The organism is Clostridium sp. AM43-3BH (assembly GCF_003479985.1).
Taxonomy (GTDB): Bacteria; Bacillota; Clostridia; order Lachnospirales; family Lachnospiraceae; genus Otoolea; species Otoolea fessa.
Window position 1 is genome coordinate 58,639 of sequence record NZ_QUIH01000008.1, and the last position, 13,319, is coordinate 71,957.

Here is a 13,319-nt window from a genome sequence, read left to right on the forward strand (position 1 = left end):
GGATGGCATGGGAGAATTTGTTTATTTTACGGAAGAACAGAAACAGAGGGCCAATGCGGTGGATCTGGAAGATTTTCTTTCCAGGCAGGGGGAAAAGCTGCTTCGTTCTGGAAGAGAAAAGCGCCTGGCCAGTGATCACAGTATTACAGTGAGGGGAAATCGATGGTATGATCACGCGACAGAAAAGGGAGGCTGTGCCATTGACTTTGTGCGGATGTTTTATAACCAGAGCTTTCCGGACGCAGTTACAATGCTGCTTGGCGGAGAACAGGGAGTTGCATACCGGGAAAGCGTGAATCAGCAACTAGAACCGAAAAAGCCATTCGTACTTCCAGAGGCGAACCAGACCATGCACCGTGCTTTTGCGTATCTGATAAAGACAAGGTGTGTGGATCCTAAAGTAGTATCTGTATTTGCAGGAAAACACATGATTTATGAAGATGTCAAATATCATAATGTTGTGTTTGTGGGTTTTGATTCAGATGGAATTCCACGCCATGCACATAAAAGGGGAACCTGTCAGAAGGGACAACCATTTAAGGGGAATGTAGAAGGATGTGATCCAAGGTACAGTTTTCGTTGGATTGGGAAGAGTAATACCGTGTATGTATTTGAGGCACCGATTGATATGCTGTCTTTTATTTCCATGTATCAAAAGGGGTGGATGGATCATAGTTATGTGGCACTCTGTGGGGTGGCAGAACATGCGTTGATGCAGCTTTTGAATGATGCACCGCACATCTCCCAAATTGCTTTATGTCTGGATCATGATAAGGCGGGAATCCAGGCAAGGGAACGGATAAAGAAAAACCTGTCTGAGCGGGGATACCATATGGTATTCTCGCTTTTTTCAAATCTTAAGGATTGGAATGAGGATCTTCAAGAACTGAAGAAGCCACCGCCGGAATATATGAATAGACAGCAGACAGTTATACAGATGATGTGAGAGGAGGGGAGTAGGATACAGGGAGTCATTATATTTATTTGTATAGGTTTGGGGATGTTCGCTGTAATCGGCAGTCTGGTAATGATATCAAATCATTATACCTTAAACGGAATTAAATCGAGAACGGTAGGAGACGGGCAGTATGGAACTGCACGGTTTGCAACGGAAAAGGAAATACGGGAAACGTATGCACATGTACCATATGAACCGGAACAATGGAGAGCAGGAAAGCATCTACCAAAAGAGCAGGGGCTGGTAGTTGGATGCAAAAAGAAAGGAAATTCCATTTCAGCACTGGTAGACAGTGGAGATATTCACTGTCTCATGATCGGGGCAGCAGGAGTGGGTAAGACCGCAAACTTCTTATACCCCAATATCGAATATGCCTGTGCTTCAGGAATGAGTTTCCTCACCACAGACACGAAGGGCGATCTGTTTCGTAATTATGCAGGTATAGCCAAGGAATATTATGGCTATCGGATTTCCATTCTGGATTTACGAAATCCCACCCGTTCTGATGGCAACAATATCCTGACGCTGGTTAATAAATACATGGATGAGTATTTAAAGAATCCTGAAAATCTGGCAGCAAAGGCAAGAGCAGAGAAGTATGCGAAAATTACAGCTAAAACAATTATCTGCTCTGAAGGGGCTTCTGCCAGCAGTTATGGACAAAATGCTTTTTTCTATGATGCAGCAGAAGGTTTGCTGACTTCTGTGATTCTGTTGATTGCAGAGTATTGCCCGCCAGAGAAACGCCATATCATTTCTGTGTTCAAGCTGATTCAGGATCTTCTGGCGCCATCCCCCGTGAAGAACCGGAGCCTGTTCCAGTTACTTATGGATAAGCTGCCACCTACTCACAAGGCGAAGTGGTTTGCAGGAGCAGCTTTAAATTCTGCGGATCAGGCAATGGCCTCTGTGCTATCCACAACAATGTCCAGATTGAATGCGTTTCTGGATTCTGAGATGGAACAGATCCTGTGCTTTGAGAGTACTTTGGACACGGAAACATTCTGTAGGGAAAAGTCAGCAATTTTTATTGTGCTGCCGGAAGAAGATAACACGAAGTATTTTATGGTATCCCTGTTTTTACAACAGCTTTACCGGGAAATGTTGACGATTGCAGATGAACATGGAGGAAAGCTGCCCAACAGAGTCATGATGTTTGCAGATGAAATCGGAACCATACCAAAAATTGAATCCATGGAGATGATGTTTTCCGCAGGCCGTTCAAGACGGATCAGCATGGTTCCTATCATTCAAAGCTTTGCGCAGTTGGAAAAGAATTATGGAAAAGAAGGTTCCAGTATTATCATCGATAACTGCCAGGATATTTTGTTTGGAGGTTTTGCACCAAACTCAGAGAGCGCAGAAATCTTATCAAAAGCATTGGGAAACAGAACGGTGTTGTCTGGTTCTATATCCAGAGGAAAAAATGACCCCAGCCAGAGCCTGCAAATGATGAGCAGACCATTAATGGCGCCGGAGGAGTTAAAGACCTTGCCAAAAGGGAATTTCATTCTTGCTAAGACAGGGGTATGCCCTATGAAGACAAGACTTCCTTTGTTTTTAAAATGGGGTATCCGGTTTGAGGAGGTTTATGAAGTCCCGGAACAGGCAGCAAGAGAGGTTGTATATGCTGACCGATTGGAATTGGAGGAGGAAATAGTAAGGCGGTCTGATTTTGATGAGGAAGACTTATGGAGGGGATCTGTTGAAAGCGGAAAGTTGGAGGAGGCTTCTTTTTTAGGGGGAAAGGCTCATGGAGAGACAGCGAAGGAAAAACAGCATAAGGCAGCTACTCGAAGACTACCTCTTAGAACTGATTAGCAGAGAGGAGAACAGATGGCTTATTTTTCTAAAATTTATTCTTCAGATCTGCCTCATCGGGCTAAAGCTGTGTATATGTATTTGAAAGACCGGAGTAATACAGACGGACAATGCTATCCTGCGATTGGTACTATCGCAAAGGAATTAAACCTATCACGGAGAACTGTAGAGCGGGCGATTCAGGATCTGGTAAAGGCTGGGCTTATAAAAAAGGAACAGAGGTGGCGTGAAAACGGAGGAAAAAGCAGTCTTTTGTATACGCTGATAGACAGCAGCTAAAAGATACGCCACCAAGGGATCAGTTTGTTTTCTTGGTGGCATATGGGATATGGCAATATGACATATGAAGAGAAGGTATCACTTGAAGAAATATAATAATCAGAGAAAAAATTAGACAGTTATCTATAAAAAAAGAAGGTGAGTGTGAGGTTAATGCGTATCAATTTTTGGTGAATATAAAACAACTTAGGGTAAGAAAAATATTCCCGAATAAAACAATATGTGGTATAATAAAAGACAATGCTATGTGAATAAAAAGGGTGTTGCGATGAATCAATATATTGGACAGCAATTTGCTGCTTTAAGATACGAAAAAAATATTTTGGTTGTTGAAGAAACTACATCTGCTGGTGGATGCGGCTCCTTCAACGCGGCTTCTTCATGTCCTGCGTCAGCCTGTCTTTATGACAGTGCGGCGTGGGGCTTTTTTATTGCCTGAAAGGAGTATGAGAACATGAGTCTGAAATATACCTGCCCCAGCTGTGGAACCCCCTTGGGTTATGAGGGATTGTGTTGGAAATGTAAGTGCGAGCAAGAACGGCAAGCTGCTCTTGCCTGGACGCCGGAACAAATCACGAAGAAACAGAAAAACCTGATCCAGAACATCCAGAGGCTGGCTGATATGGAGGACCCGGAGTTCACCGACTTTTGGCAGTTGCTTGGCTACCATGATGCCATCACCCCGGAGATTCAGCGAGTGGCACTGGCCGCAGAGGTGTTCTGGCCGTGTGAAATCTATTATCACGCTCCCGCCGATGTGCGGGATGGTCTGATCCATGCGCTGTTGTCTGCGGAATATTCCAGCGCGGCTTCCAACCTGATGAGTTGCCTTGCTATGCAGGGAGATGACAAGGCAATGGAGACGCTGCTGGAGCTGGAGCGAAATCCCCGGCCCTGGCGCAAGGGCCTCTATGTGGACCCATCCAGCTATGCGCAGATCGGAGGCTGGACCTTCAACAAGGAGGGCCAGAAAATCCAACTCAACTTCGACACTTGCTATCCTATGGTCAAAGGAACCACCGATGAGAAATCTCCCGTCCGCATTGGCCGGGCAAGGGAGGACACATGCCCCCACTGTGGCGGGCGCATGGTGGACATGCTGGTATTGGACGGCCGGGATGAGCGGCTCCGGTTCCTGGGACTGGACGGCATCTTGACCGCCACCTGCTGCCCCAGCTGTGTGGGATTTCTCAAAGGCCCCGCCTTCAACCGGTTCACCCTGGATGGCGGCGTGGAGGTCTTCCCCTCCGAACTCTTTGACGGGGCGGAGAAGACGGATTGCTATGTCAGTTCCGAGGACTACAAGGCCCTCACGGAAAATCCCTTTGTGCTGGGCGAAGCGCCTGTGCCCCTGTTTTACGGCGCGGCCTGCCAGGATGTGAACACCATCGGCGGCTTTGCCAACTGGGTGCAGGACGCGGAATATACCACCTGCCCCCACTGCGGCAAACCCATGAAGTATCTGGCTCAGATCCAGTGGGATACGGTGTTTGATTGTGCGGAGGGCACGCTCTATGTGGAGTTCTGCTCGGACTGCCAGATCGTATCCATGCAGCACCAGCAGACCTGAGAGGAGACCTTGCCATGAGCTTACCAAAGCGTGACGGCGTACATGACCGCTACTATCTGATCCACAAGCCGGACACCTCCCCGGAGGTGCTGGCAGAGGCGGATCTCTGCATTCAGGATGTGCTGAATGGCACCGCCCGTGAAAATCACTCCGCCTACCCGACCGTAGTGCGAAATCACAACGGGACACCGTTTCTTCCCGATCAACTGCTGGAGCGGTATCTGACCGGTCTGCCGTTGAAGGAATTTCCCTGCGATGTTGCTGTTTCCCTATGCGATGCCATGCGGCGGCTGGTTGGCTGGGAAGAGATCCGCTATACATTGGAGAAGTACATAGAAAAGCAGGTGCAGGAGCGGTTCTTCCTTGTGGGAGAGCGGGATGATGGCTTTACCGTCTTCCCGCCCTGTACAGTACTGCCAGAATTGCATCCGGAGGATGTGGATGAAGGTCTGCTGCGCTTTGCCTGCTATGTGGCGATCTGCCATACGGTGTATGGGCAGAGTTTTGAATCCCTCACCACTGAACACATCCTTGGCCTGGTTTCCCAGATTCGTCCTGACATGGTAAAGGAACTGAAAACCAATGGTAGCGGCAAATTGCCGCCTAATATCCAAAAGCGGAAAACAAAGCACCTGACCGCCTCGGCTAACGACGCTTTCGCCACCATCCGCATTACCGCCAAGGACTGCGGCGAGGGGGCCTGTGAGGAGGCTCTCAGCTATCTGATTGAGATTTTGGAGCAGCCGGAGTTCCCCCGCAGCTACTCCATCGAGTTTCGCGGACCAGAGAAGATCTACCTGCCCATCCCCGGCCTGCCCAAGAAGGGTGTCCATCAGCTTTTTGCCTGTGCGGTGCGGTATCCCCGTCTCCATGTCCGGATGGAGAATTATGCTCGGCTGGCCATGCAGGAGGACGAGTGGTACAACAACCTCTCTGATGAGTCCTGCGCCATGCCTGGCACCTTTGCCGTGTTTGCCCTGGGACTGGAAGGGCCGAAGTGGTGGCGGCTGGTGTGCGATTACCTGGATCGCTGTGATGACGAGCACTCCTCTTTGCAAGAAAAGTTTATTCACACCTTTTTTAAGAAGTACGGGTTTACTGCTCAGTCCCTGCCGGTGCTGGTCCACGGTGTCCAGTCCATGCAGAATCTGAAGCCCGCAAAGGAGTTCCGCACCCTGATCGCCAATGAGGAGAGCCTGGATGCGCTACTGGAGATCAAGGGGCATCTGGAATATTACCTGTCGGAAGAATCCGGCAGCAACAAAAGGGCGCTGGCCTACCTGTGGCGTGATGTGCTCTGGGCCATCTGGGGCACAGCCTCTGAAAACGGCGGCAGCAAGGTCATCAAGACGGCGCCCAAGGAACTGAAAGAGAAATACCAGCAGGTATTTGCGTGAGGAGGAAGTAGAATGAACAGCGAACAGGTCACAGCATTTTTGCAAGAGCATTGGTATATTGCCTCGGTGCTCATCGGGGCCGTGATTTTAATTGGAGCGATCCGCAACTGGAACTGGCTCTGCAATCCCACTGGTACGCGAGATGCCCACCGCCACAGCAGAGGATACCGGCGGGTGGTGTTCTTCCTGCTGGGTGTCCTCCTGATCGTAGTGAGCATCTGGGGATTTGTACTGAAATTGAAATAGGAGGAGAAAGACTATGATGACTGAGAAATATCCCACCTGGCTCACCGGCCATGTGAAAGAGTGGGCGGAGAAGCGTTTGCCCACCGTGACACTCTGTTCCACCACCGGCAATGAACTGCTGGAGGTTTGGTATTACGGAGATCTGCTCACGGTGAAAGGAGAGCCCCAATCCTATATTGTAGATGGCTCTCCGGCTCCCGGACTGGTGGCAGCCCGTGATCCGGAGAGCGGCGAGGAGTTCGTCATCTTTGACGGTGGACGGCATGGCTACGACAATATGTTTTGCGATGAACATAATCCATCTGAATTGGAACACCGTCCCCTCAAGCGGTACGAAATCCCTGCCTCCAAACTGGTGCTGGAGCTGGGTTACAGTATCGACTATGAAGACGAAAAAGAAGACTTCGACCCGGACGAGGCAGATACTGTGGAACTAATCAACGGTGAGCGTATACCTTGGGAGCAGGTCAAGCGGGATGGCATCGACTATATCGCCCTTTACTATGTGAATGAGAAAGGAAAACCCGTCCAGATACTGGACGCGGAATTGGCATGAGTATGGTAATTCAATCCTTTGACAATCTGCACGACAACCGAGTCCTGCGCTACTGCGCTGACTTTGAAGCCCATACCCTGCACATGGATACCCAGACCGAGGCCGGAGAGAAAGTATCCGTTCGCTTCACCGGCCTGCTGGCCCACTGGTTTGAAAATGTGATTCAGGACAACATCCTCTTTGGTATGGAAGAGATTACCGTGGATGGGTTTTTCCAGCAGTACAAAGACCTGCTGGGCGGGACTATCTCTTACGGCTTTCCCGCCTGCTGCAGTATCGAGGAACTGCGGAAGCGCATGGAACGGGAGCACATCCGGGTATTTGTCATCGACTCATCCCTTGGACTGTGCGGATTTGTACTGGCTCAGGAGGTGGAACTGCAATGTCCATAACTGCCTATAAAGTAGAAGCCGTCGGTCATGACCGAACCGGAGAAGACTATGGCTATGTAAATATCATGTACCGCTATGGCAATAAGCAGTCTTGTCCTCGGCCAGATCAATGTGAAAAGCTGGAGGTCATGTGGGCGGATGAGAGCGTCTATGGGCCGCCTGCTCCCGGCAGCAAGGTGGGCGACTTTATAAAGACATGGCTGATGGGCTCCTGGGACTGCGGAGTATTCACCCACCGGGAGATTGCCCAGCGGCTCATGGATACCTTCACCGGTCTGAAGCTCAAGGAACTGGCGTGGTTTGAGAACCCCAGAGAAAAGACTCTGAAAAATGGTAAACCGCGTGCGCGCCGGGCCAAGTGGCTACCGGAGCGAGAGGTCGATCTGGTGTATCTCTACTCCGATTACTATATTGACGCAAGAGAACCTGCTTCTGCCCAAACCGACTTCTTCACCGTCACAAGGATGGACGCCTGGGGCGAGAGCACTTGATTCATGTGTACCCCGGAGGCCGCCGAGAAGCTGATCGCTATGAATTACGACAATCTGGCCGTCAAGGAAACCACCATTGTGGGATAGGAGAAAAATGAATGATGACTTTGGAACAACTGCCCCCCAAGGGCGTAAAGCGAGAACAGGCCATTTTGGAGCTGGGCAAGGATGAAGCAAACGCCGAACTGCTGTTCCAGCTTGTGAATACAGAAAAGGGCAAGTACAAAACGGCTGCTCAGAAGGCCTTGGCGCATCTGGAGTATGCCCCTGCTGCCCCACTGTGGGCCAAGTTGGTCAAGGGTAAATGGATGGGCAGCAATATCATGTCGGATGCCTGTTCCGACTGTGTATCGGAGCAGATCGCCCCAGTTATTCTGAAGACTCTCTCCAAGCTGCTGGACGAGGGGGACACAAAGCCGCTGGATATAGAACAACTGAACTTCTGTTTCCATTTGATGTTGGGGAAAGCCTCGCCTAAAATGCTGGAGGTCTACCGCTTCCTGGCGGAAAACACCCAGCGGATCGCCCAGCTGAAACGCACGCCTGTTTATTCTGATGATGATTGTACCTCCTGGTGGATCACGGACGGGCTTCGCATTTGGGATGCCACACCCAAGGAAAAAGAGAAAATTCCCGCTGTGGTGCTGACCGCCTCCCTGATCCGCAACCCGGATGAGCGACTGCAAGCATTGGCTGATGAGCTGAATGAACGCTACGGCGGCAACTGGCTGATGCCGGTCTTTATGAAGGCGATCATCACCCAGCCCAAGGAGCAGGTGTACGAGACCTATTCGCCCCTTCTGGATACGCCGCAAAAAGGCTATTTGTTCCATGCGCTGGGAATGCTCCATTACCGCTGTTATCCGGAAGGCTGGACCTATGAACGCCTGGGGCCGGATGGAATGATCGCTCTGATTTTCTGGGGGAATTATAGCTATGGAACCTATGACACAAGGTTTATGATTGAACGCTATGTGGATCTGGATGAGCGGTGGCTCTTTGATTTGGCCAAGGACCCGGAGGGCCGCAAACCTACGGTGACATGGCAGACCTACAACCGGAGCGGTGTGCTATATGGAAGCTACGACGAAATGTTCATCAGCCTGCTGCCCCGCAAGGTAGAAAACCCGGAACTGAAGAGCATTCTGCGGGACTACTTCCGTATTCGCAGCGAAAAAGTAAAAGTGGAAGAAAGTATTACTGTTTACAAAGATGCTGCTGAGCGGTTCGGGGATGAATGAGTACAAGACGAGAAAGCGGGTGCCTTATGTACCAAATTGCATATATTGGCCGCTGGGAGACCCTCCCGGAAACGGCTGCCGCCATCTGTGACCATGACACTCCCAAGTTGGAGGCGTTGCTCCAAGGCGGGCTGGATTTGGGTGCTCCTATCCAGCTCAGCGAATACATCAAGCTGATGCCATTGGAAATCGCGGTTTTTCGGAACGATGTGCCTATGATTCACTTCCTGCTGGAGCATGGAGCTGATCCCGGTCTGGCAGAGGAACAGCCCCTGCTGCTCACCGCTGCCCGCTGTTGTGGGCCGGAGGTGGTCACCCTCTTTGCTGGACAGGCCGTAAAACTCAGCCCGAAGCAGAAAGAGCGTGCCTTCCAGGAAGTACGCTGGGGCAAGCGCCCGGAGAATATCCCGGTGCTGGAGCAAGCCGGGATCACAGTGGACAAGTTTGGCGGCGAGGCATTTCGGGCCGCTGTGTCTGATGGAGAGGCCAAACTTGCCAAACTCCTGCTGGAAAAAGGTGCAGACATCAATTACCACAAGCCGGACATGGTGTTCCCTTATGCTTCCACCCCTGTCACCGAGGCCGCCCGCTCCAACGATTTCCCTATGGTGCGCTGGCTCGTGGAACAGGGGGCCGACATCACCATTGCCGACAAATACGGCGACCGGCCTTACACCGTGGCGGTGCAGAACAAAAATCAGGAGCTGGCCGACTACTTAAAAGCCCTGGAACCGGAGGACTGGCACAATGAGCAGGAAAAGATCCGGCAGCTCATGCCCTATAAACTGCCCGCCAAGCTGGTGGAATACTTGAAGACCGGCCCCCTGCGTTTGGAATTCCCGGAGCAGGAGTGGGTGAAATGGGCGGAGCTGTACGCCTACATGGATGTGCAGGAGATGACCTGGAAACGAAAAAGGCTGCTCTCCCTCATGGCGGCCATGGACAATTACAGCGACTACCTGCTGCTGTGGAGCCCCAGGGACAAAAAGCTGTGGTATCTGGACATCGAGCACAAGGAGTTCCATCCCCTGGCCAAATGGGAGGAATTTATCGCTGATCCCGGAAAATATCTCAATGGAATGATCGAGGGCGAGTTTGAGGAATAAGGAGCAAACCGATGACATCAATAGATTTTTTGAACAAAGTACATAAAATCCTGGATTCGCAGGAATACAACCTCTCTTACTCTCCGGCCAAGTCCAAGAATTATATGCTGTACTGCAATGGCAACTTCATCGGTGGCCCGTTCGATGAGGCGCTGTGCTTCGTCTACGCCGACAGTGTGAGTGAACTGCTGGGGCAGCCGGAATCCGTCTACCGCGGCTACTCCAGCACCGCCCAGCACAGGATGCTGGTGATCCCGGAGGAACATTGGGCGAAGGCGCTGAAATTGCTCTATACCGAGAAATTTGACTGGAGCCGGTTGGTGTACGACATCACCTACACCAGCATTGGAGCAGCAGTGGTGGAGGACTTCTACGACGAGAATGTGGTATTCCTGCGCTTCTGCTTTGAAAAGGAGCTGCTGAAAAAGAACCCTCTGGACCGGTATGACCGTATCCTGCGGATGGTCTATCTCAATCAGGACTTGACAAATACCGGTAAGAATTTGTTTCCTGAGTTGCTGGACAAGTTCCTTGCTTTTTATGATCGGAAAGGAAAGACCAGTCTGGAAACCATGCTGAAACGGTGGTACACCCAGCTTGAAAAGGAATACCACAATCATATAGAGGGATGAGGAGAATGATCTATGTTTGAAGAATTTTATGAGATGTACGAGCCCGAGGAGCAGGAAGTGGTCGCTCTGATCAATCGCTGCATCGGGGGCGGATATAACAACAAGGGTGGCTTTTGGCAAATGACCGTTGTGACGCTGGGCATGGTGTTCTGTGACACCGGCAAAGTTACCACCAAAGAGGAGCGGCTGGAGTGGCCAGTCACAGACGAGGAACGAAACAGCGATAAGGGCTGGGAACGCTTTCAAAACGAGCAGATCTGCCGCCTGAAGATCCGCCGGATGAAAGAAGAATGGGCAAAGGATTTGGTGGCGTGGCCCTGGTGTATCTCCCAGGTGGTCAAGGCCCATGAGGACTGCCCGGAACTTCAGACCGTTCTGGACGAGTACCACAAGCCGGTCGTGATCCAGGACCAGGTGCTGGGAGAACTGACACTGGACAAGGACCATGATGTCTTTGAGGGTGAGATCCAGTGGCGCGGAAAGGATGTGCTTCTTTCCCTTGAGGTCAATGCCGAGAGCAAGCCCTCCTGGACCCGCGCCCGCAGTGCCGCCAAGAAGCTGCTGGCCGACTGTGAAACCTGGGACAAGGCCATGCGAGAGCTTGCAGCCAAGAACCTGACCGGGCTGGCCAACAACTGGCTCTCTCAGGATGAGGAAAATCCCCGTGATCCGGAAACAGACCCCATTACGGAGGAAGAACTTGCCCGGCGAATCAGCATGACCAGCCTGTCCGTCACCTCCGGCGGCAGCTTCACCGCTTGGTTTGACTGCGACGAGATGTTCACCGACCATGCAGTGACAGTCTACGGCTCCTTGAAAAAGGGCCTCAAAACTGCCAACATTGAGGGGTAAGGAGGATAATATTATGAAACTGAACTGTAAACGCATTGATTTTACATATACACCCGGCGAGGAAATCTTCAACTTTCCCGAGGAATCGGGACTACCCTTTATCTTCGATGTAGAGGAAGAACTGACCGGCGATCCTGCTGCCATGGATGCGGTGGGAGAAATGCTGGATGAGGCGGAGAAATTGGCGGAGAAGGCCAAAACCGCCATCAAAGCGGCGCTGGCGGACGAGGACAGTCGCTACCATAGCGTTGTGACATTTTTCATGGAGTTCCACCGGGACGATGTAGGCTCAGATATTGCGGCGGAACTTTTTCCGGGAACAGCCCCATCCAAGCTGTCCTTTGCCGAGATGGTGGACTTTTTGAAACTCAAGCGGTTTGGTAGTCTGGTGGATGACGAAATGGATCAACAAGTGTTCATCATGGATCTGTCCTTCAACCCGGAGATCACAGACGAGCTGCTGGTAATCTACTTTGATTTGAACAAGGATATTTTCTGTATTACACATGAGAGCTGAGGAACGAAAAAGAGAAAAATATCTGCCCACACTTCTGATCCAGCAGATCCGCCTGCAATGGTATAAAGACTGCCGGGGAGGAAACGCCGCCGCACAGCGAAACCAGTATCCCAGAGCGATGCGGCTGCCGAAAGACTTCTTCTCTTATTATTCCTTTGGCCTGCCTACACACTTTGTATCTATCCTACAGAGGCCCGATGGATTTCAGATCAATAAGGACTGTCGCAGGCTGATGGAATGGAAGCTTAATGGCACAATGCGGGTTCACTCTTTTGAACTGATTCAGCAGGAGTCCGGAATCCAGGTGCGTTACCGCTATGATTGGCATATTGGTGCGATGCCGGAGCGATATACCTATGATAAGACCGGGCAAAAACAGCCCCTCAATGAGCTGGCACTGGATTTGATTCCTGGTGATTATGGTCGGGCTATCTGCAATGGGAGGTTTCGAGACTGGGACACAGGGATCTGGTATTATGTGCTGGACATTTTGAATGTGATGCCGCTTACAGAACCCACCGACGCATTGACCAGTTTTATGGACAGAGAACCGAATATGATATATACCCAGATCGACCGGCTGTGGTGATGAAAAACAGGAGGATAACCACATGATTTCCACAAAAGATTTATCTGGCCTTCCCAATGCGGAGCGCCTGAAAAACTTCTGCAAAGGGCTGGCGGCTTTGGACATCATCATGGTGGAGGAGGAATGGAGCTTCATCCGCCACTATACATACAACCCCGCATGGCGAAAAGGCAAGGAGGCATTCTTTGCCACCGATGGTAGCGACCAGAGTATGATTGTCCTATTCGCGCCCGAAGGCTGCGTGATTAACGGCGTGGATTCTGAACTCTACGACTGGGAGGAAAAACTTCCCCGTATCGAAGACCTGACAGATGGGATGCCCCCTGCTTTGCAAAAACTCATGAGCAGCCGTGAAGTCAAAAAGATGAAAAGCACCTTCTGCGTCTGGACGGAAGATGGCACCACCTGGAACTGCAATCCCATGGACGGCGAGGATGCATCCAAGGATTTGCTCCCCACGATTGATGGCAATCCACAGACCTATGTGAAGTATGGAAAGTGGTTTTACCCAGCAGACCTGCCTTTGGAGGCTGTGCGCCAGCTTGCTGATGGGGGGCCGGTAACAAAAGAACTGGTCGCTGCACTGAACCCCAAGCGCAATGAATGGGAAGAAATCAAGGCGGGCCTGGACAAGATCGGGTATCCAAATGAACTTTGATTCGCAGCAGACAG

General features: G+C 51.0%; 17 protein-coding genes. All 17 read left to right on the top strand.

All coding sequences use genetic code 11. The annotated features are described in order from the left end of the window. Positions 1-7 precede the first annotated feature (7 nt). The 17 genes from DW931_RS12920 (at position 8) to DW931_RS12995 (ending at position 13,305) form a co-directional block, all read left to right on the top strand. Complete coding sequence (locus tag DW931_RS12920) at positions 8-946, top strand: DUF3991 and toprim domain-containing protein (RefSeq protein WP_002593791.1); 939 nt, start codon at positions 8-10, stop codon at positions 944-946. A gap of 54 nt (positions 947-1,000) precedes the next feature. Then, positions 1,001-2,779, top strand: a complete 1,779-nt coding sequence (locus DW931_RS12925) for a VirD4-like conjugal transfer protein, CD1115 family (protein ID WP_002593790.1) — start codon at positions 1,001-1,003, stop codon at positions 2,777-2,779. A gap of 15 nt (positions 2,780-2,794) precedes the next feature. Then, complete coding sequence (locus DW931_RS12930; protein ID WP_002593789.1) at positions 2,795-3,058, top strand: helix-turn-helix domain-containing protein; 264 nt, start codon at positions 2,795-2,797, stop codon at positions 3,056-3,058. Between the two features lie 247 nt (positions 3,059-3,305). Next, positions 3,306-3,497 carry a hypothetical protein gene (locus tag DW931_RS15780; protein WP_147366154.1) on the top strand — a complete coding sequence of 64 codons (192 nt, stop codon included), beginning with the start codon at positions 3,306-3,308 and terminating at the stop codon, positions 3,495-3,497. Positions 3,498-3,512: 15 nt separating this feature from the next. Then, on the top strand, positions 3,513-4,628 hold the full coding sequence (locus DW931_RS12935) for a hypothetical protein (RefSeq protein ID WP_002593788.1): 1,116 nt from the start codon (positions 3,513-3,515) through the stop codon (positions 4,626-4,628). A 14-nt stretch (positions 4,629-4,642) separates the two neighbouring features. Continuing rightward, positions 4,643-6,025, top strand: a complete 1,383-nt coding sequence (locus DW931_RS12940; protein ID WP_002593787.1) for a DUF6138 family protein — start codon at positions 4,643-4,645, stop codon at positions 6,023-6,025. Positions 6,026-6,037: 12 nt separating this feature from the next. Beyond that, positions 6,038-6,271 carry an immunity 17 family protein gene (locus tag DW931_RS12945; RefSeq protein ID WP_002593786.1) on the top strand — a complete coding sequence of 78 codons (234 nt, stop codon included), beginning with the start codon at positions 6,038-6,040 and terminating at the stop codon, positions 6,269-6,271. Between the two features lie 13 nt (positions 6,272-6,284). Beyond that, entirely contained in the window at positions 6,285-6,827 is a 543-nt protein-coding gene (locus DW931_RS12950) for a hypothetical protein (RefSeq protein WP_002593785.1), read from the top strand. Next, complete coding sequence (locus tag DW931_RS12955) at positions 6,824-7,219, top strand: hypothetical protein (protein WP_002593784.1); 396 nt, start codon at positions 6,824-6,826, stop codon at positions 7,217-7,219. Before DW931_RS12950 ends, DW931_RS12955 begins: the two co-directional genes overlap by 4 nt. After that, a complete protein-coding gene (locus DW931_RS12960; protein ID WP_002593783.1) occupies positions 7,210-7,710 on the top strand; it encodes a hypothetical protein in 501 nt (166 codons plus the stop codon). Before DW931_RS12955 ends, DW931_RS12960 begins: the two co-directional genes overlap by 10 nt. Positions 7,711-7,808: 98 nt before the next feature. Continuing rightward, the gene (locus tag DW931_RS12965) at positions 7,809-8,951 is read left to right on the top strand and encodes a hypothetical protein (RefSeq protein ID WP_002593782.1); all 1,143 of its coding nucleotides are present in this window, start codon (positions 7,809-7,811) and stop codon (positions 8,949-8,951) included. A 26-nt stretch (positions 8,952-8,977) separates the two neighbouring features. Continuing rightward, entirely contained in the window at positions 8,978-10,057 is a 1,080-nt protein-coding gene (locus tag DW931_RS12970) for an ankyrin repeat domain-containing protein (protein ID WP_038292377.1), read from the top strand. A gap of 11 nt (positions 10,058-10,068) precedes the next feature. Beyond that, on the top strand, positions 10,069-10,689 hold the full coding sequence (locus DW931_RS12975; RefSeq protein ID WP_118482087.1) for a hypothetical protein: 621 nt from the start codon (positions 10,069-10,071) through the stop codon (positions 10,687-10,689). A 12-nt stretch (positions 10,690-10,701) separates the two neighbouring features. Next, on the top strand, positions 10,702-11,541 hold the full coding sequence (locus tag DW931_RS12980) for a DUF2262 domain-containing protein (RefSeq protein WP_002593779.1): 840 nt from the start codon (positions 10,702-10,704) through the stop codon (positions 11,539-11,541). Positions 11,542-11,554: 13 nt separating this feature from the next. Next, on the top strand, positions 11,555-12,058 hold the full coding sequence (locus DW931_RS12985) for a DUF2004 domain-containing protein (RefSeq protein ID WP_002593778.1): 504 nt from the start codon (positions 11,555-11,557) through the stop codon (positions 12,056-12,058). Then, the gene (locus DW931_RS12990; RefSeq protein WP_002593777.1) at positions 12,048-12,647 is read left to right on the top strand and encodes a hypothetical protein; all 600 of its coding nucleotides are present in this window, start codon (positions 12,048-12,050) and stop codon (positions 12,645-12,647) included. The genes DW931_RS12985 and DW931_RS12990 overlap by 11 nt, the downstream gene beginning before the upstream one ends. A gap of 22 nt (positions 12,648-12,669) precedes the next feature. Beyond that, positions 12,670-13,305 carry a hypothetical protein gene (locus DW931_RS12995; protein WP_002593776.1) on the top strand — a complete coding sequence of 212 codons (636 nt, stop codon included), beginning with the start codon at positions 12,670-12,672 and terminating at the stop codon, positions 13,303-13,305. Positions 13,306-13,319: the final 14 nt, after the last annotated feature.